The sequence below is a fragment of the Waltera sp. genome (assembly GCF_046969025.1).
In the GTDB taxonomy this organism is placed as follows: domain Bacteria; phylum Bacillota; class Clostridia; order Lachnospirales; family Lachnospiraceae; genus Acetatifactor; species Acetatifactor acetigignens.
On sequence record NZ_JBKVQF010000011.1, the window covers coordinates 53,153 to 72,364 of the forward strand.

17 protein-coding genes are annotated in these 19,212 nt (G+C 44.7%); all 17 read left to right on the plus strand.

All coding sequences use genetic code 11. The features are described from left to right. Positions 1-13: 13 nt before the first annotated feature. The gene (locus ACLTOH_RS07910; protein ID WP_227064350.1) at positions 14-1,126 is read left to right on the plus strand and encodes an ABC transporter substrate-binding protein; all 1,113 of its coding nucleotides are present in this window, start codon (positions 14-16) and stop codon (positions 1,124-1,126) included. A gap of 138 nt (positions 1,127-1,264) precedes the next feature. Beyond that, positions 1,265-1,540 carry a flagellar biosynthesis anti-sigma factor FlgM gene (gene flgM, locus ACLTOH_RS07915; protein ID WP_022312249.1) on the plus strand — a complete coding sequence of 92 codons (276 nt, stop codon included), beginning with the start codon at positions 1,265-1,267 and terminating at the stop codon, positions 1,538-1,540. A gap of 4 nt (positions 1,541-1,544) precedes the next feature. Further along, positions 1,545-2,063: a flagellar protein FlgN gene (locus tag ACLTOH_RS07920; RefSeq protein WP_022312250.1), complete on the plus strand. Its 519-nt coding sequence runs from the start codon at positions 1,545-1,547 to the stop codon at positions 2,061-2,063. Positions 2,064-2,112: 49 nt separating this feature from the next. Beyond that, positions 2,113-3,843 carry a flagellar hook-associated protein FlgK gene (gene flgK / locus ACLTOH_RS07925; protein ID WP_412223853.1) on the plus strand — a complete coding sequence of 577 codons (1,731 nt, stop codon included), beginning with the start codon at positions 2,113-2,115 and terminating at the stop codon, positions 3,841-3,843. A 24-nt stretch (positions 3,844-3,867) separates the two neighbouring features. Then, a complete protein-coding gene (gene flgK / locus ACLTOH_RS07930) occupies positions 3,868-5,787 on the plus strand; it encodes a flagellar hook-associated protein FlgK (protein WP_412223855.1) in 1,920 nt (639 codons plus the stop codon). Between the two features lie 206 nt (positions 5,788-5,993). After that, on the plus strand, positions 5,994-7,565 hold the full coding sequence (flgL, locus tag ACLTOH_RS07935) for a flagellar hook-associated protein FlgL (protein WP_412223857.1): 1,572 nt from the start codon (positions 5,994-5,996) through the stop codon (positions 7,563-7,565). 32 nt (positions 7,566-7,597) lie between these two features. Further along, positions 7,598-8,056 (plus strand): flagellar assembly protein FliW, encoded by a 459-nt coding sequence (fliW, locus tag ACLTOH_RS07940; RefSeq protein WP_337415101.1) that lies wholly within the window; start codon positions 7,598-7,600, stop codon positions 8,054-8,056. A 1-nt stretch (position 8,057) separates the two neighbouring features. Further along, positions 8,058-8,276, plus strand: a complete 219-nt coding sequence (gene csrA, locus ACLTOH_RS07945; protein ID WP_117464631.1) for a carbon storage regulator CsrA — start codon at positions 8,058-8,060, stop codon at positions 8,274-8,276. A gap of 342 nt (positions 8,277-8,618) precedes the next feature. Continuing rightward, positions 8,619-9,530, plus strand: coding sequence for a hypothetical protein (locus tag ACLTOH_RS07950; RefSeq protein WP_337545120.1), 912 nt, complete (start codon positions 8,619-8,621; stop codon positions 9,528-9,530). Positions 9,531-9,572: 42 nt separating this feature from the next. Continuing rightward, the gene (locus ACLTOH_RS07955; RefSeq protein ID WP_412223859.1) at positions 9,573-10,130 is read left to right on the plus strand and encodes a flagellar protein FlaG; all 558 of its coding nucleotides are present in this window, start codon (positions 9,573-9,575) and stop codon (positions 10,128-10,130) included. 12 nt (positions 10,131-10,142) lie between these two features. Next, positions 10,143-11,696 carry a flagellar filament capping protein FliD gene (fliD, locus tag ACLTOH_RS07960; protein WP_412223861.1) on the plus strand — a complete coding sequence of 518 codons (1,554 nt, stop codon included), beginning with the start codon at positions 10,143-10,145 and terminating at the stop codon, positions 11,694-11,696. Position 11,697: 1 nt separating this feature from the next. Beyond that, the gene (gene fliS, locus ACLTOH_RS07965; protein ID WP_178049957.1) at positions 11,698-12,084 is read left to right on the plus strand and encodes a flagellar export chaperone FliS; all 387 of its coding nucleotides are present in this window, start codon (positions 11,698-11,700) and stop codon (positions 12,082-12,084) included. Next, positions 12,084-12,557: a flagellar protein FliT gene (locus ACLTOH_RS07970; protein ID WP_262593861.1), complete on the plus strand. Its 474-nt coding sequence runs from the start codon at positions 12,084-12,086 to the stop codon at positions 12,555-12,557. Before fliS ends, ACLTOH_RS07970 begins: the two co-directional genes overlap by 1 nt. 192 nt (positions 12,558-12,749) lie before the next feature. Further along, the gene (locus ACLTOH_RS07975; protein ID WP_412223862.1) at positions 12,750-13,973 is read left to right on the plus strand and encodes an ATP-binding protein; all 1,224 of its coding nucleotides are present in this window, start codon (positions 12,750-12,752) and stop codon (positions 13,971-13,973) included. Positions 13,974-14,497: 524 nt separating this feature from the next. Continuing rightward, complete coding sequence (locus tag ACLTOH_RS07980) at positions 14,498-15,025, plus strand: hypothetical protein (RefSeq protein WP_412223864.1); 528 nt, start codon at positions 14,498-14,500, stop codon at positions 15,023-15,025. Between the two features lie 294 nt (positions 15,026-15,319). Next, positions 15,320-16,753: a flagellin gene (locus ACLTOH_RS07985; RefSeq protein WP_412223865.1), complete on the plus strand. Its 1,434-nt coding sequence runs from the start codon at positions 15,320-15,322 to the stop codon at positions 16,751-16,753. Positions 16,754-16,854: 101 nt separating this feature from the next. Next, positions 16,855-19,050: a glycosyltransferase gene (locus tag ACLTOH_RS07990; RefSeq protein WP_412223867.1), complete on the plus strand. Its 2,196-nt coding sequence runs from the start codon at positions 16,855-16,857 to the stop codon at positions 19,048-19,050. Positions 19,051-19,212 lie beyond the last annotated feature (162 nt).

The following is a 19,212-nucleotide window of genomic DNA, read 5'->3' on the forward strand; positions in this document are numbered from 1 at the left end:
CCGGGCGGGAAGTATGACAGAACAGGATGACATTACAGATATGAAGAAATGCAGAACAGGAAGACGATGGATGGCGGGTCTGCTGCTGGGGCTGGGAATCCTGCTTGCAGGATGCGGCGACAGACAAAGCACTGCGGAGGATATTGCAACACCAGAGGATACACAGACAGACCGTATTGTGGTGGGATTTTCCCAGGTGGGAGCGGAATCCGACTGGCGCAGTGCCAACACGGAGTCCATGAAAAGTACCTTTACAAAAGAGGCCGGGTACGACCTGATCTTCGAGGATGGTCAGCAGAAGCAGGCCAACCAGATCCGGGCCATCCGAACCTTTATCCAGCAGGAGGTGGACTACATCGTGCTGGCACCGGTGACGGAGACCGGATGGGACACGGTGCTCAGGGAAGCAAAGGATGCCGGGATCCCGGTGGTCATCGTGGACCGTAAGGTGGATGTGGAGGATGACAGTCTGTTCACCTGCTTCGTGGGTTCGGACTTTGAACTGGAAGGCCTGAAAATGTCGGAGTGGCTGAATTCCTTTTCCATCAGCAAGGGAATTGCACCGGAGGATCTTCATATTGTAAATATTCAGGGAAATATCGGAGCTTCCGCCCAGATCGGACGTACCAGAGGATTGGAGCAGGGCGCGGCAAAATACGGTTGGGATCTGTTAGACCAGGTATCGGGAGAATTTACCCAGGCCAAGGGGAAGGAAGTCATGGAAGCTTTCCTGAAAAAATACGACAATATCAATGTGGTCTATTGCGAAAACGACAATGAGGCCTTTGGCGCCATGGAAGCGATCCGGGCGGCGGGAAAAAGGGTCGGCAGCAATCTGGCGGCAGGAGATATTATGATATTGTCTTTTGATGGTGTCAGCACAGAATCCATGGACTGCGTGCTGAAGGATGAGATCACCTGCATCGGAGAATGCAATCCACTGCATGGCCCCAGGGTGGAGGCTTTGATCCAGATCCTGGAAGATGGCAGGACACCGGAAAAATTTTCTTATGTGGAAGAAGGATTGTATGCCCACGACGATACGGTGACCGCCGTGACGGTGGGAGACAAGACCTACCGGGTACGGCGGGTAGACGATGAGATCCGCAACGAAAATGCATATTGACAGATTTTGTGACGATTCGGACGTTCCCCTGCAGGCGGTCCGGATCGTTACTTTTTTTCCATGAGGGCTAAAGTAATTGCAAATCCGTCCGATACATATTGTGAAACATCAAAAGACATTCGGGAAGGAGGAGTCGACATGCGTATTGAAGCGTATACACAGGTACAGCAGCTGTATCAGTCACAGAAGGTCAGCAGAACTCAGAAGACTCAGACAGCGTCACACACGGACAGACTGCAGATCAGCAGCCAGGGCAAGGATTTCCAGACCGCTAAGGCAGCAGTGGCAGCAGCACCTGACATCAGGGAAGAGTTAACGGCTCCCATTAAAGCAAGAATCCAGAACGGTACTTATGGAGTGGATAATGCAAGCTTTGCGGAGAAGCTGCTTCAAAAGCAGGAAGAAATGAGGTAGTTCCTTGGCTAGTTTAATGGAAAACCTGATAGATGTACTGGACAGAGAGAGTACGGAGTACGAAGCTCTGCTTCAGCTATCACAGCGCAAGACACCGATTATTGCAGGTGGTGATCTTGCAGAGTTACAAAAGATCACGGACGAGGAGCAGGAGCTGGTCAGCAGGATCCACAATCTGGACAAGCAGAGAGCGGGAGTGACTGCGGACATAGCCGATGTATTGAACAGGGATGTTAACGACTTGAAATTGCCGAATCTGATCACTATGTTATCTGCACGGCCTGCGGAACAGCAGGCACTGGCGGATTCCCACGACAGATTACAGGCAGCGGTCCGGGGACTGAAGCGCGTGAACGAGCAGAACAGTGAACTGTTAAACAGCGCGCTGGAGATGGTGGAATTCGAGATGAATCTCCTCCAGGCATCCAAGGCTGCACCCGAGACAGCGAATTACAACCGGGGAGCTTACAATGCAGGCAATACCATGGGGGTCATTGACCATGGATTCGATGCCAAGCAGTAAGACCGGATCCCGGGGATCTGAGGATCCCCTGATACAGAGGTGAAAGTTTATGCCATTAATGGGTAGTTTATATATAGGTTCGTCCGGATTACAGACAAGTCAGAATGCGCTGAATACCACAGCGCATAATCTTTCTAATGTGGACACCACCGGCTATACCAGACAACAGGTACAGCAGTCTAACAGAGCTTATGTCACATTATCGACAGACCCTAAGTCTATTTCCAACAAACAGACAGGTCTGGGTGTCACATATTCCCGCGTAAAACAGGTCAGAGATTATTTCCTGGACAAGACATACCGCAAGGAATCCGGACGTAGTATGTTCTATGAAGTGTCCACAGAAGTCATGGAAGAGGTAGAGAGCCAGCTGGGAGAATTGAACGGCGAGGCATTCCAGACCACCATGACAGACTTCTGGACCGCTATTCAGGAGCTTTCCAAGGATCCCAGCAGTTCTGTAACACAGGGCATGCTGGTGCAGAGAGCGACGGAATTCGTACAGAGAGCCGGAGCAGTATACAGCGGATTGAGCTCCTACCAGAACAACCTGAACACACAGATTAAGCAGAATGTAGATAAAATCAATAAATACGGCAACCAGTTATTAACGCTGAACGATCAGATCCGTGCCATTGAGAGTGGCGGCATTGAACATGCCAACGACCTGAGAGACGCGAGAAATCAGATTCTGGATGAACTGGCAGAGCTGACCAACATGACCTTTTCCGAAGATCGATACGGCAGTGTATCCGTACAGATCGAGGGCGTGGATTTCGTAAAGGACGGAACCTGTTATGAGATCGCTCTGAAGACGGATGAAGCCACCGGCTTCTACACTCCGTTCTGGCCGCAGGATGCCACCTACACCGTCAGAGCTGACGGCACCAGAGATTATAATATTGACGGCGCAGAGGTATTTGATCTCTCCGTGGAGATTTCTTCCGACCTGAACACAGATATCGGCGGCCTGAAGGCAATGCTTCTGGCCAGAGGTGATCACAGAGCCAATTATACAGATCTGGCGGAAGGAAAATACGACAGTGTCTCCCAGTCCGTTGTCATGAATATTCAGGGTGAGTTCGACCAGATGATCCACAATGTGGTGACGAAGGTGAACGATATTCTGGCGAAGGCTGCAGGAGTACAGACCGGAGATCTGAAACTTGCAGATGGTACTACACGCCCCAATGTCCGCTATTGTGTCTCGGATCCGAATGGCTATATGCGCATGGAGGATGGCAGTCCCATCCAGCTGTTTACCAAGGTCACAACGGATGGCTATGAGAAGGTGATCGGAGAAGACGGTGTAACAGAGTATTGGATTATGAAGGATGAAGATCCGGAAAGCCCTGAGAGCCTGTATACCATCGGCAATCTTCAGGTAAATCCGGCGCTGACGAAGGAGCCTTCCAAGCTTGGATTCCGTTTGGCAGACGGTTCCGAGGATAAGGAGACCGCAGATGCTTTGAAAGCGGCATTTACCGAGGAAGCCTACACGCTGAATCCTAATGTACAGAAAAAGACTACTTTTGTAGATTATTATACCGACCTGGTATCGCAGGTATCCAATTCCGGCTATGTATTCCGGAGTATTTATGAGAATCAGGTCACCACTGTGGAGGCTACACAGAGTGCCAGAGAGCAGGTCATCGGTGTTTCCACAGACGAGGAATTGTCCAACATGATCAAGTTCCAGAACGCATACAACGCATCCAGCCGTTATATCAACGTGATCAGTGAAATGCTGGACCACATTCTTTCCACGCTGGGTGTGTAATGTGTAAGAAATAGGAGGTAAGTTATGCCCTCACAGTTTTTTGGATTAAATATTGCATATACGGGACTTCTGGCCAGTAATGCTGCCATGAATACCACTTCCAATAATATCGCCAATGTACAGACGGAAGGCTACAGCAGACAACAGGTGACACAACAGGCCGCCAATGCGCTGCGGGTGTTCCAGACCTATGGCTGTGCCGGTGCCGGTGTAGAGACTCTGGCCATTGAGCGTGTACGGGATGAATTCTATGACGGAAGATTCTGGGACAACAACGCACAGCTGGGTGAGTACGATATGAAGCAGTACTACATGCAGCAGCTGGAGACCTATTTTGACGATGACGGCAAGAGTACCGGATTCAAGACTATCTTCGATCAGCTGATGATCACCGGTATGCAGGCTCTTTTAAAAGATCCTAACAGTGCCACAGCCAAATCCCAGTTCGTAGGCTATGCCGGAGCTTTGACAGAGTATTTCAACGGTATGGCGGGCAATCTGGAAAAAGTACAGAAGGATATCAACCAAGAGATTAAACTGAAGGTGGATCAGATCAATTCCCTTGCCGGTGAGATCGCCTCCCTGAATAAACAGATCAACACCATTGAACTGGCTGGAACAAAGGCCAATGAGCTGCGTGACCGCAGAACCCTGCTGATCGATGAATTATCCAAGATCGTGGATGTGGAAGTCAAGGAGACTCCGATCATCGATGCCAACAACGAGAACCGTGAGACTGGAGCCAACAGATACATGGTCAAGATCGCCGGAGGCCAGATGCTGGTAGACGGCAGTGATTACAACGGTCTCGAATGTGTGGCAAGAACCTCCTATGAGAAAGTAAACCAGACCGATATCGACGGTCTCTATGAAGTCTACTGGGCGGACGGGCAGAAGTTCAACTTGTACAATGCATCCATGGGCGGTGATCTGGCGGGACTGATCCAGATGCGTGACGGTAACAACGGCGAGAATTTCACCGGACAGGTGACCGCCACCGGCACGACGACCACGGCAGACGGCAAGACCCACGATACCGTAACCGTAAAAGTAACCAAGGCTTATCTGCAGGACCTGAATAAATGTAATCTGTCGGATCAGGGCGGTATCATCGATCTGGGCAATCAGGAATTCTATTATGATTCCTGGGAATATACCTGCGAATATGATGCGAACGGCAACGCCACTTATACGTATACTTTTACCTTATCGGACAGTGAGAAGAATCCCCGGGGAATTACCAATGACCGTGTAGGGAAAAAGGCAGAGATCGGTACCGACCTGTCCTATCAGGGCATCCCTTATTACATGAACCAGATGAATGAGTGGATCCGTACCTTCTCTCAGAAATTCAACGATATTCTCACCTCCGGCTACAGCGGAAACGGAGATCCCGGCGTGAAGATGTTCACCGGCAATAAGGCAACCAGCAGTGAGCAGTTCCTGTTGGATGATGCAGCCAAGAGATATGACAAGCAGGAGAAGAAAAACAGTAAAGTTACGGTAAAAGTCAACGATGACAGCTACTATCGTCTGACAGCGGAGAATTTCGATATTCTGGATGCCATGGAGCAGGATCCCAGCCTGATGGCAAACCGAAAAAATGCATCTGACGGTGTGGAACAGAATGACCTGCTGAACGATCTGAAGAATCTTGCCACAGATAAGAGCAAGATGAGCTTCCGCGGATGTAATGCTTCCGAATTTTTACAGTGTATCTTATCGGATGTGGCATTGAATGCTTCCAGAGCCAATACTTTCTATGCAAGCTTTAAAGACATTTCCAATACCATCGACAACCAGAGAATCTCCATCTCCGGTGTGGATGAGGATGAAGAAGCTGTGAATCTGGTAAAATACCAGAATGGATATAATCTGGCATCCAAGATGATCCAGACACTGACGGAGATTTATGACAGACTGATTCTGGAGACCGGAGTCTAAACTAGAAAGGAGGCAGCTATTCGGATTCCCACATATGTTCGCAAAAACGCACGTATCCGTGCTTTCTCGCTGCTACGCAGCTAATTTTGCTCACGTGTGTGGTGACTCTATTCGAGTCACCATTCGAATCAGAAAACTGTTACTTATATGCAAGCATAACGTACCAGTTATTCTGATTTTTAGAATCCTGAATAGTTACGGAGAAAATGAGAATTACGAACAAGATCATGCAGCGTAATAATCTGTCCAATATCAATACGAACAAAGTATATCAGGATAAGCTGAGCACCCAGATGTCTACCCAGAAGAAGGTCAGCCGTCCTTCCGATGATCCTGTGGTATCCATCCGTGCCCTGCGTTTACGCAGCAATGTGACCGAGGTGACGCAGTATTACAGCAAGAACATTCCGGATGCGGAGAGCTGGCTGGACGTAACCGAGGATGCACTGAAGAACCTGACAGAGATCATCACGAATATGATCAACCAGTGCACCAAGGCATCTAACGGAGATCTGAAATCCGCAGACCGCCAGATCATTCTGGAACAGCTGAAAGCCCTGGGAGATGAAGTGTACAGCACCGGCGATGCAGACTATGCGGGCCGTTATGTGTTTACCGGATATCGTACCGATACTTCTCTGAGTTTTGATAAAGAATACAATACGAAATATGAGATCACCGAGCAGCTGGACAACAGCTCCATCACACAGCTGACAAAGGTGAATACCGGAAAACTGCTGGATATTACGGCGAATAACTATAATGATCAGAATCAGGACTACAAGGATATTACGGAAAATTCAGTCAGCTCCATAGATGTGTATCGTATCCGGCTGGCTTATGATGACTGCAGAGATGTGGATGCGAAACCTTCGATTTCTTTCTGGGAGAAAGATGCAAACGGTGCCTATAAAAAGGATATGACGACATGGGATTCCAAGATGTTCCAGACGGTCTCCTCTACCGCGGATCCTTATTCTATGGCAGCAAAGGATGATGATGCACTGATCTATGTACCGGATACCGGTGAGGTCCTGCTTGGTAAGAACCGTTATGAAAAGCTGATGTCCTGCAAGGACGATCCGTCCACTTCTGGCAAGAACGAAGGCGAGATCCGTGTGACCTACCAGAAGGATCATTGGGTCAAAGGTGATCTGAGACCTGAGCATTATTTTGCATGTACCAGTACGGATGCGGATCAGAAAGTAACGAAATATAATCAGGAATACCTCAAGGGTGATGCGGCAAAACAGGTCATCGAATATGATGTAGGCTTCAACCAGACCATTCAGGTGAATTCCACTGCAGATGAGTGCTTCCAGCACGGTATCGGACGTACGGTGGACGATCTGGTACAGGCCATGCAGGATGTAGTGGATCTGGAGAATGTGAAGACCAAGATCGAGGGACTGCAGGAGACTGCTACCGGTACGGATGCAGAGACCCTGACGAAGCAGATGGAAGCAGTAGAAAAAGCACTGACTCTGGCCAAGGACAAATGCCAGAAGATGTTCGAAAGCGGCATTACTACGTTCCAGGGATATCTGGATGATGCCAACCTGTGCGTTACCAACTGCGGTACCAGAAGCAGCAAACTGGAACTGATCGATAACCGCATGAAGAGCCAGAAGACCACCTTTGAGACCTTAAAGAGTGAAAACGAGGATATCGATGTTACCGAGACCGCCATTGATCTGAAGAGTGCGGAAATGACCTATGAAGCGGCACTGATGGCTACCGGTAAAGTAATGCAGACCACACTGTTGAATTTCATCTAGAACAACGGGTTACGGAAAGGCGTAGGTATTTTATGAAGATCAATACAAAATTTTTTGGAGAAGTTGAGATTGCGGATGACAAGATCATCACTTTTGACAAAGGTATTATCGGATTTCCGGAACTGAAGCATTTTACCATGCTCCACGATGAGGAGAAGGGCAGCAACGTAGGAATCCGCTATTTACAGTCTCTGGAAGAACCCGGATTCGCCATGCCGGTCATGGATCCGCTGGTAGTCCATCCGGAATATGATCCGGAGGTGGATGACGAGCTGCTTACCGGTGTGGGCAATCTTACCCCGGAGAATATTCTGGTCATGGTCACTGTGACGGTGCCTGCCGACCTGACGAAGATGACGGTGAATCTGCAGGGACCTTTTGTGATCAACGTGGAAGAACGCAAGGCCTGCCAGATCATCCTTGAGGGAGATAAATACCCGGTAAAATATCCGGTATACGACATCCTGAAATCCGGAAAGGCGGGTGAGTAAGATGCTGGCATTGTCCCGTAAGAAGAACGAAGCAATCGTCATCAACAACGATATCGAGATCACCGTTCTGGAGGTCAAAGGTGATCAGGTCAAGATCGGCATCACCGCACCCAAGGAAGTGCCCATCTACCGCAAGGAAGTCTACCTCCAGATCCAGGAGGCCAACAAGGCCGCTGTGGATGCCGAAGGTATGGCAGCACTGAAGAACCTGTTGGGGTAAAAATAAATAAAAATAGGAAACGAAAGAGGCTCCGGATACATAAATCCGGAGCTTTTATCCATTGTTGAAAAATAAGGGCACATTTTCCTAAAACTGTAAATATACGCATTGATACACCTTCGGAAAAAAGAACTTGAAAAGACGATAGGGTTATGCTATAGTTACAACATCTAAAGAATTCTTTATGACAATTTCTGACAATATCTTTTGTGTGTATTTCGGGCTTTTCGCCAAGAATTCAAACAAAATGACAAAACATAAGCAGGCGGAAAGGGAAATAGTGCATGGAACGGTTTCAGTTTTTCCTGCTTAGGTAAGTTTAGTGTGCTTAAGGGAGAAAAAATGAGGGAAAACAGAGAGAAAAACGACCTTGTTACAAAGAATTTCGAGACATTTCCAGATGTTGCTGCAGACATTATTAATGCGTTGCTGCATAATGGAAAGCTTGTTGTGACCAAAGAAAATCTGTTGCCGGCACCGACGGAAAGTATTTATACGAGCGGAGAAAACAGGCTGCGAAACCAGTTACAGGATGTGGTGAAATACGAGATGGCAGGGGAACGGATCAGGGCACAATATATGATCGCCAATCAGTCGGCACCGGATGTCAAAATGGTGTTGCGTAAAGCGGGTTATACCGGCGGAGGATATCGGGAGCAGTACGAAGGCAAAGTGATGGACATGTATCCCATTATAGAAATGATACTTTACTGGGGAAGGGAGCACTGGGAGAAGCAACCGGGAATCCATGAATTATGTTGTGGAAAAGTGCCGGAAGAACTTCGAAAATATGTGGATGATATTAGGGTACATATCTGGGAAATGCGTTACCTGCCCCAAGAGGTGCGGGAGAGATTTCACAGCGATATGAGAATTGTGCTGGATTATCTGGCAGAGGGCAATAATCTTCGTTCCGACCAGAAGGTGGTACACAAAGCGGCATTGATCAGAATGATCAATGTATTATCCGGTGAAGAGGATTCCACAACAGAATCTGCTATTTTAAAGGAAATGAATATCAGAGAGGAGGATGAGATCACTATGTGTGAATTATTTGAGCAATATGTAAGGATGGGAAAGCGCGAAGGGAGACAAGAAGGAAGACAGGAGGAACGGCAGAGTGGTATTAAGGCATTGATCATAACATGCATTGAATTGGGGGCGGATTATAATACTACGGCTGAGAAAGTAAAGACTCGATTTCAACTGTCAGAAGAAAGCGTTACAGAGAATATGAACCTGTATTGGAATTAGAAAATAGAAAAATAGGAAATTAGGCATAGGAGGTGCAAATTTTTGCATCTTCTATTAATTTTTCGGGAGAATTTACCGATACAGTCCTTAGAGAAGCAAGGTCGTGCGCCCACGGAAGGCGCTTTTTATCACACGGAGGTGACCATTATGACCATAGAACCGATTTCCAGTGTCATGACAGTGCAGGCACAGAATACAGCCGCTGCCAGGAACACTGCGACAAAAGTAACTACAGAGGAGAATCCCTCAGAATACAATCCTGCCAATGTAAAAGCAGCAGATAAACTTGACCAGACCACCGCAGTTGTTGAAAATGCGCAGAGCAAGGATCAGAATAATACTTCTGCCGATGCTAATAGCGAACAGCAACAGCAGGTGACCAACGAGCAGATCAAGAAAGCAGTAGAGAAGCTGAATAAGAACATGATGTCCCATTCAGAAGCTGTTTTCGGTATTCATGAGGCGACAAACCGCATCACGATCAAAATCATAGACAAGGATACCAAGAAAGTCATCAAAGAGCTTCCACCTGAGAAGACTTTGGACATGATCGCCAAAGTATGGGAGATGGCAGGCATCCTGGTGGACGAGAAGAGATAGGAGGATACCAATATGGCATCATCAACAATGAGATTATCCGGACTGATCTCCGGTATGGACACAGAGAGCATTATCCAGCAGCTGGTGTCTGCGAAGCAGACCAAGGTGGACGATGCGAAAAAGGCACAGACCAAACAGGAATGGAAGCAGACCGCATGGAAAGAGCTGAATACCAAGATTAAAAATCTGCAGTCCAAGTTTGTTAATAATATGCGTTTTGAATCCGCATATAGCAAGAGAGTGACCAAAGTATCCGACAGCAATGCAGTCAGTGTCATCACCGGTGATGGCGCAATGACCGGTGTACAGAACCTCAAGGTATCACAGCTGGCCAAGACCGCCTATATGACCGGTGGCAAGCTGACCTTGAAGGATAATGTCACTGCGGATACCAAGCTGAATGCATTGACAAAATTGTCTGATCTGGGGATCAAGGGCAGTGATGGCAGCACCGTGGCCGGCATTACCACCGGAGACGATACAACGCTTAAAATCCAGAGCGGTGATACAAGCGTAGACCTGAATATTACCAAAGATACCACGATCTCTGATGTACTGTCCAAATTGAAGGAAGCCGGACTGAATGCAAACTTCGATACCACCCAGCAGAGATTCTATATCAGTGCAAAGGACTCCGGCGATGCCGGTAATTTCTCTATTACGGCAACCGGAACCGGTGCCGATGACCTGCTGAAGGGGCTGGGTATTACAGATGCCAACTATATCAAAGGGCAGGATTCTGTGATCACACTGAACAACACAGAGTATACCAGCAACTCCAATGTATTTTCCATCAATGGTCTGACCATTACAGCACTGAAAGAGACCGGAGCAGATGAAGAGATCACCCTGACCACACAGGATGACGTAGATGGTATCTACGATATGATCAAGAGCTTCCTGAAGGAATATAATACCCTGATCAACGAGATGGACAAGCTTTATAATGCGGATTCCGCCAGAGGATATGAGCCTCTGACCGACGATGAGAAGGATGCCATGTCCGATACCGAAGTAGAGAAGTATGAGACCAAGATTAAGGATGCCCTGCTCCGCAGAGACAGCAATCTGTCTACCGTAAGCTCTGCCTTAAAAGAAATCATGGCAGGCAGTGTGGAAGTAAACGGCAAGAACATGTATCTCAGCGATTTCGGTATTGAGACTTTGAGCTACTTTACCGCAGCGGAGAATGAGAAGAATGCCTACCACATTGATGGAGATGCAGATGACTCCAGCACCTCCGGTAATGCAGACAAGCTTAAGAGTATGATCAGCAGTGATCCCGATACGGTCGTAAGCTTTTTCTCTGGAATGTTCAAGAATTTATATACTAAAATGAGCGATCTCTCCAAGTCTGTAGAAGGTTATCGTACCTACGGTAATTTTTATGATGACAAAAAGATGAAATCGGATTATGATGATTATACAAGCAAGATCAAAGACTTGGAAGATAAGCTGAACGATTATGAAGACAAGTGGTATTCCAAGTTCTCCAAAATGGAGACGGCACTGGCAAAGCTGCAGAGCAATTCCAGCGCGGTGACCAGCTTGTTAGGAGGATCATGATATGGCATTACCCGGTGCTTATGCACAGTATAATAACAGCAAGGTTCTGACTGCTTCTCCGGCAGAACTGACATTGATGCTCTATGACGGAGCTATCAAGTTCTGCAATATTGCAGAGATGGCTGTGGAGAAATCCGATGTACCCAAGGCACATGAAAATATCCGCAAGGTGCAGAATATCATTGGATATCTGCATTCCACGCTGGACATGAAATACGAAGTCTCCAAGGACTTTGACAACATCTACACTTATCTTGAGAGACGTCTGGTAGAAGCCAATGTCAAAAAAGATAAGGAAATCCTCGAAGAGATCAATACCCACCTGCACGCTATCCGTGACAACTGGAAAGAAGTCATGAAGGCGGGAGCAAAGAAAGGAAATGACTGATGGAGAATCAGCTTACCATTTTGTCAGAGAGCCTGGACAAGAAGCTGGAAGTATTGCAGAAGATCCGGGAATATAACAAACGTCAGGAAGAGATCTTTTCCGCGGAAGAGGTGGATATGAGCCTGTTCGACGATGCTGTGGAGGAAAAACAGCGGCTTATTGATGAGGTGGTTCATCTGGATGAAGGCTTTGAAATCATGTATGAGAAGCTGGCAAGGGAACTGGAAGGCAACAGAGAACGCTACGCAGCACAGATCCGGGAACTTCAGAAGAAGGTCAACAGGGTGACAGAACTCAGTGTGACTGTACAGGCTCAGGAGGCCCGGAACAAAAAGCTGATCGAGAGCTATTTTGCGAAGGAACGTGCCGGAATTGGACAGAGACGGAAAAACGCCAAAAGTGCTTATGACTATTACAAGAGCATGAGCGGAGCAGGATACGTAGCACCGCAGATGTACGACAATAAAAAGTAAATACAACAGATGAAGGGGAGCTGACAGAGATATCGGCTTCCCTTTTTTATGACGGAATCAATGTGAAAGAATAAAAATGTGGTTTCGGCTAAAATATAATTAGAGTATAGATTAGCCGGAAAATGCTTGATATTTTAAAGCAATCCGGCTAAAATATAATCATAAAAAAGATTAGCCGAAAGAGGGACTTTTATGAGTTATATCAAAAGAAATCTGGAGAATGTAGTAAGACAGGTAACCAGGGAATATCCGGTACTCCTGGTAACGGGACCGAGACAGGTAGGAAAGACGACAATGCTCCAAAAACTGATGGAGGGAACGGAGCGGGGATATGTAACACTGGATGATTTAAACGAAAGAAATATTGCAAAGACCGATCCGGAACTGTTTCTGCAACTGCATAAACCACCTGTATTGATTGATGAGGTTCAATATGCACCGGAACTGTTTACTTATATCAAGATAAATGTAGATAAAAACCATGAGCCGGGAGCATTTTGGCTTACGGGATCACAGGTGTTCAAATTGATGCAGGGAGTACAGGAGTCACTGGCAGGAAGAGTGGCAGTACTTTCACTTACATCCCTGTCACAGGCAGAGATATCCGGAGGAACGATGAAACCGTTTACGGTAGATCTGGAGGATTTAAACGAGAGGCAGAAAGAGAGAGAGCAAGCTGATGCAAGAGAGATCTTTGAACGGATTTATCAAGGCTCCATGCCTGCGATCGTAAGCGGTATTAACAGTAACAGTCAGCTTTTTTACAGCAGTTATCTGTCTACTTATATTGAGCGGGATGTAAGAGAATTATCGGATGCCATAGATTCGCTTAAGTTCCTTCGGTTTATTACTGCGGTGGCAGCAAGATGTGGGCAGATGGTTAATGCAGCAGAGATTGCCAGAGATGCAGATATCAATCAGACGCAGGCGAAGGATTGGCTGACAATTCTGGAAACGCTGGGAATTATTTTTTATCTTCATCCGTATTCTAATAATTTGTTGAAGCGCCTTGTGAAAACGCCCAAACTGTATTTCTACGATACGGGTCTGGTGTGTTACCTGACGAAATGGAGCAGTGCGGAAACGTTAGAATGCGGTGCTATGAACGGGGCCATTTTGGAAAATTACGTGGTCACGGAAATTCGGAAAACCTACCTGAATTGTGGAAAAGAGCCGTATTTGTACTATTATCGTGATAAAGATGCCAGGGAGATTGATATTGTCCTGGAACATGATGGAATATTGAATCCGATTGAGATTAAGAAAACTGCAAATCCCGGAACAGAGCTGGTAAAGGTATTTGAATTACTCGACAAGGCATCAACGCCTCGTGCGAAGGGCGCAGTTATCTGCATGAAACCGGGACTTAGTGCGATTGACAGAGACAATTATATCGTACCAGTCTGGATAATCTAAAATACAGTCCCTGCCTGAATATCAGACAGGGACCTATAATTTCAAAAATGTTTTTGCGTATACGTCTTTGTCCCTAAATTTCCCTTACAAATTTCCACTTGTACAAGATGAATATTTGAAACAGCAAGAGATTCTTAGATCCCCGTTGTAGCATGAAATAAGCCGAAGATGTAAAAATTTCAAGAGTAACTTCCGCTTGAGAATTTGCCGAAGTAACTTCAGCTTTGGGGATAGATCGACCGGAATTTACTTTGGCAATTGAGGGGATTAATGGCTAGGCAGGACAATCCATGCTGACCCAGGCCAATCAGAGTAGTCAGGGCGTACTGCACAAATTATGATTGATTTATCGGTAACAATATGCTATTGTGAATTCACAGAATATCAATTCTGACAGACAGACCAAATCTTAATTCAAATCAAAAAAATTTTAGGTGTATCACCATTGATTTCACTGGATGAGAAGGTAATAGAATGATAAAAATACTTTCTGATTGGAAAGAGTAATACTGAAAGGAAAACATATGAGTGAAGTAAAAGTAGTAAGAGATGAACAAGGTAATGCTATTGTTATAATACCGGATATTATATTTTGGAATAAACAGGACATTGACTGGGATGCAGTAAAAGAATACCTAAAGAAGTACCTTGGTGAAATAATTGAGAATAAACAAACGAAAGAAAAAATAGAAATAGGAACTAAATTCGTAGATGAGTATACGGGCTCAAAGTATTCAGAACATATAAGGGGAGCACGGGCAAAAGCCAAGGCAAATGCAGCACAAGGAATCCGAGAACTGGTAGAATCAGCTGCCAATAAAATACATAGTGAAAATAAGAAGAGTAAACATAAGAAAGACGCAAAAGGTGGCTGGAACTATTATACGGTCAGATTTGCGCTACCAGTTTATGATAACAATAGAAAGACAGAGGAATATAATGTTTACAAGGGGAGGCTGGTAGTAAATAGGACACAAGACGGAAAATTGTATTTATATGATTTGGTGGAAATAAAAAAGGAAGCAAGTACCCCACTCAAGAATACAAAGTAAACAAGTGGTAAAAAACTGCTTCCTTTTTATATAATATATCTTAGCAAAATAAAAAAGTCAACATTTTTTGCAAAAAGGGGTTAAGTTTCTAAAAACCTCTCCGATATACTTATCAAGTAAAGCAAATGAAACAATTGCTTACCTAACCATTCTTCTGAATTAAAGGTTTCGCACGCCCAAGAGACGGAAGACAATGGCGATGAAAGTGACAGGATGTGCGAACTTGAAGCTGACATTGCCAAAGCAAATAACGGAGCGCAGGGAAGCGCTCGTCAATTCAAGGAGGAATATATTATGGTAGTACAACACAATCTTACCGCTATGAACTCTAACAGAATGTTAGGTTTGACTCAGAGCTCTCAGGCAAAGTCAACTGAGAAGCTGTCTTCCGGTTACAAGATCAACCGTGCAGCAGATGATGCAGCAGGATTATCCATCAGTGAAAAAATGAGAAAACAGATCAGAGGACTGACACAGGCTTCCGCTAACGCAGAAGACGGTATCTCCACTGTACAGACCGCTGAAGGTGCACTGAACGAAGTTCAGGACATGCTGCAGAGAATGAACGAGCTGGCTGTTAAGGCTTCCAACGGAACCAATTCCGAGAACGACAGAACTTACATCCAGAACGAAATCGATCAGCTGACCACCGAAATCGATCGTGTTGCTGAGACAACCAAGTTCAACGAGACCTACCTGCTGAAGGGTGACAAGGATGCTGTTAAGGGTTACAGCTATTCTTATGGTAAGGCTACAGCCGCAGCAGCTACATTTGACGGACAAAAGAATATAACTTCTACAGGATCTAACACTGGTTCTAAGATTACCGTAAATGCAGAAGCTCCTGCAGATGATAAAGCGGCAGCAGCTCAGAATGAATTACTGAAAACTTTGCAGAAGAGTGGCGCAAGAGTGACTATCGCAGCAGGATTAACAGGCGGTAATGTTGCAATTGCTATTGATGGCTACGATGTTGACAAAGATGGTAAAGTATCTAAGGATGGCGTTGCCACGGGCATCACTCTGAGAGCTTCTGCCGGAAACGATAATACCAATGGTACCGTTGCACTGTCCGATACTTTGACTTTGGATTCCAAGGCTGTAAATAAGGCTGCTACAGGAACACATGCTGCATACTATGACAAGGATGGCAACAAGCTTTCTGAGAATGCATTGAGCAATTATTTTACAAGCACTACAGATACTAATGGAACTATTACCACGACCCAGCTGAAGGACAAGACTTTATATGATGAGTTTGGTAATGTGGCAAAAGTAGATCCTGCTAAAAATATTCAGACCGCTCAGGATCAGGTTGGAAGCTTGAAACTTTCCCTGCATGTTGGTGCCGATGCTACTTCCAACAATAAGATTGAACTGAATCTGGATGCAATGTCCGCTAAGGGTCTTGGTGTAAACGGCTTAAGAGTAGACGGAGCTACGTCTACCAATGCAGATAATGCTGTCGAGACCATTAAGGAAGCTATCCAGAAGGTATCTACTCAGAGATCTGCTCTCGGTGCTGTTCAGAACAGATTGGAGCACACCATCAGCAACCTGGATAACGTTGTAGAGAACACCACAAGTGCTGAATCTGCTATCCGTGATACAGATATGGCTACTGAGATGGTTAAGTACTCCAACAACAACATCCTGTCTCAGGCAGGTCAGGCAATGTTGGCTCAGGCTAACCAGTCCAACCAGGGCGTACTGTCTCTGTTACAGTAATCAAATAGTTAGAGCATCTAACATAGCAATAGGAAGAGGGCTCGGCTTTGCAGCCGGGCTCTTTTCTCTATGTAAAATGTAAAGCGGAAAGGATTCCAGACATGAACAAGGAACATATCTTATTATCTATTTCCATGTTGATCTCAGGAAGAGACGAGATGGAGAAAAGCCTGAACTCACTTCTTTATTTCAAAAATGCATTTCCTACGGAAATCATATTAGTAGATACCGGATGCAATGAAAAGCAACGTGCACTGGCAGAACAATATGCGGATAAAATCATTAACTTCACATGGTGTAATGATTTTGGAGCAGCTAGAAATGCCGGATTAAAGAAAGCGCAAGGTGAATGGTTCATGTATCTGGATGATGACGAGTGGTTTGAAAATCCGCAGGAAATTATAAGTTTTTTTACGACAGGAGAATATCGGAAATATAATTCAGCATCTTATATTGTAAGAAACTATATGGATCCGTATGGAAATAATTATGTGGACTCATATCCTTCCAGAATGGTTAAATTGAATTCTACTATTCATTTTGTGGGAAAAATTCACGAATATTTAGATCCTTTTCTTGAACCAAGAAAAGAATTTAATAATTTTGTACATCATTATGGATATGTGTATAAGAATGAACAGGAACGTATAAAGCATGCATGGAGAAATATTCAACCATTATTGGAAATCCGAAAAGAATATCCCGGAGATCCTAGATGGATTATGCAGTTAGATCAAGAATATTTTTGTATCTGTAATTATGAGAATGTGATTGCGGCGAGTATAGAAGGGCTGAAAGAATGGGAAAAATATAGAAAAAAATTAACATATATGCCCATCCATATTGGAGCGATATATGCGTATCTTTTACTGGCATTTGAAGGATTGGGCAGATATCAAGAGGAAGAGGAATGGTTGAAACGAGCTTCTTCAGAACCCTTAAACGAATTAGATACTATGGAGATATGTATTGCTTTTTACAATATGATGGGAGCAAGAGTATATGGGTGCCTCGATAATGATGATTTGTGTATTGAGTACTATAAAAAATATAAGAGTAATTACAATAAATTAAAGAGTGACAGAACTGCAATGGAATCTAAAACGGCAGGAGCAGTTACAGATGTATTCAGTAATATTTATTTTGCAGAAACATTTATGATGTGTTTGCCCGCATTCATGAAACGAAAAGAATGGAAAATAATTCAAGAGAATATTTTAATAGTAGACTGGAAGCAAATAGAAAGCTTTTCGGATGATATAAAAAATAAAAAAGTATTAGAAACAATGTGTACAACGGAATATCATGGATTATACACGGAGTTAGCAGAGAAAATGCTGGGAGACGGCAATTATTTTCATACTCTATATCCTACAATACAAGCGTTGCAGAAAGAGTATGAATTGGAAGGAAAAAAAGACGAAATACATAACTTATGTCACATTGTAGCAACGTTACCAAGTAAGCATTTTTATATTATTACATCGAAAATTTTATGGAAAAATGCTCAAAAAGAAAGTGGAATAGAAGAATGTTATGAGGAATTATTCCTTAAATATGCAGATAACATATTGGAAATAGAGGATAATATCTGGGACATAGCAGAAGAACGAAAAATAGAAATAGAACTGTTTTTTATGCAAATGGATTACCGTACCTGGCGCAGAGCACTGGAGAGTATGGAACATTGGGGATCCAGTGAAGACTGGGATAAATGGAATTCCAGAATCCGAGAATGGAAAAGTAGCGAAGACATTCGGTATGATCTCTTTGATATAAAGTATATGGGAAGCAATCTGGCAAGGATAACGAAGAAGACAGAAAGTTTGCCAGAGCTTGAGAATCAGCTTTGGATGTATGCGGATATGGTATATGAATTCTACCAGCCTTATTACAGGGAAGATGTGTTACAAGATAACTCTATTGGACTTCCGGACGAACTTCAATTGGCATTGGAGTTAAGAGAATTGCGAGATTATCGCAAATCTGGACAGGAACGAAATACCCTGGAAACCATGAAGAAATGTCTGGGAGTTTATCCGAAGCTGGATAAAACTATGCTTGTCTATGCGGAGATGCTTCGGGATGAAATAAAAAAACAGTCTGTAGAAGTGAATGAGGCTAAGAAGGAGTTATTACAGATGGCTTCAACCTTGAAAGAAATGGCTAAGAAGCAAATAACTCTGGGAAATGTAGAGGCAGCAAAACAGATACTGCTACAGACACAGCAGTATGTTCCGGAAGATGAAGAGATAAGGAACATACTTAAAGATCTGGATACTTCTTCGCATAGCTAAAGAATGCTTTATTCCATGACGATAAATAATATAACAGAATAGAACAGCAGGGAAGCGGAATGTCAGAAGGGAATCTGAACAATATAAATACTGAGAAACCGGTTTCTGCCGGTTTCTTTTTTCTTTGGAATTTATAGAGAAAAACAGTAGGTTGGGAGTAAA

What these genes read in the sequence shown, in the direction of transcription:
- ACLTOH_RS07910 (WP_227064350.1), top strand. Translation starts at nt 14, where the DNA reads ATGACAGAACAGGATGACATTACAGATATGAAGAAATGCAGAACAGGA.
- flgM (WP_022312249.1), top strand. Translation starts at nt 1,265, where the DNA reads ATGCGTATTGAAGCGTATACACAGGTACAGCAGCTGTATCAGTCACAG.
- flgK (WP_412223853.1), top strand. Translation starts at nt 2,113, where the DNA reads ATGCCATTAATGGGTAGTTTATATATAGGTTCGTCCGGATTACAGACA.
- flgK (WP_412223855.1), top strand. Translation starts at nt 3,868, where the DNA reads ATGCCCTCACAGTTTTTTGGATTAAATATTGCATATACGGGACTTCTG.
- flgL (WP_412223857.1), top strand. Translation starts at nt 5,994, where the DNA reads ATGAGAATTACGAACAAGATCATGCAGCGTAATAATCTGTCCAATATC.
- fliW (WP_337415101.1), top strand. Translation starts at nt 7,598, where the DNA reads ATGAAGATCAATACAAAATTTTTTGGAGAAGTTGAGATTGCGGATGAC.
- csrA (WP_117464631.1), top strand. Translation starts at nt 8,058, where the DNA reads ATGCTGGCATTGTCCCGTAAGAAGAACGAAGCAATCGTCATCAACAAC.
- ACLTOH_RS07950 (WP_337545120.1), top strand. Translation starts at nt 8,619, where the DNA reads ATGAGGGAAAACAGAGAGAAAAACGACCTTGTTACAAAGAATTTCGAG.
- fliD (WP_412223861.1), top strand. Translation starts at nt 10,143, where the DNA reads ATGGCATCATCAACAATGAGATTATCCGGACTGATCTCCGGTATGGAC.
- fliS (WP_178049957.1), top strand. Translation starts at nt 11,698, where the DNA reads ATGGCATTACCCGGTGCTTATGCACAGTATAATAACAGCAAGGTTCTG.
- ACLTOH_RS07970 (WP_262593861.1), top strand. Translation starts at nt 12,084, where the DNA reads ATGGAGAATCAGCTTACCATTTTGTCAGAGAGCCTGGACAAGAAGCTG.
- ACLTOH_RS07975 (WP_412223862.1), top strand. Translation starts at nt 12,750, where the DNA reads ATGAGTTATATCAAAAGAAATCTGGAGAATGTAGTAAGACAGGTAACC.
- ACLTOH_RS07980 (WP_412223864.1), top strand. Translation starts at nt 14,498, where the DNA reads ATGAGTGAAGTAAAAGTAGTAAGAGATGAACAAGGTAATGCTATTGTT.
- ACLTOH_RS07985 (WP_412223865.1), top strand. Translation starts at nt 15,320, where the DNA reads ATGGTAGTACAACACAATCTTACCGCTATGAACTCTAACAGAATGTTA.
- ACLTOH_RS07990 (WP_412223867.1), top strand. Translation starts at nt 16,855, where the DNA reads ATGAACAAGGAACATATCTTATTATCTATTTCCATGTTGATCTCAGGA.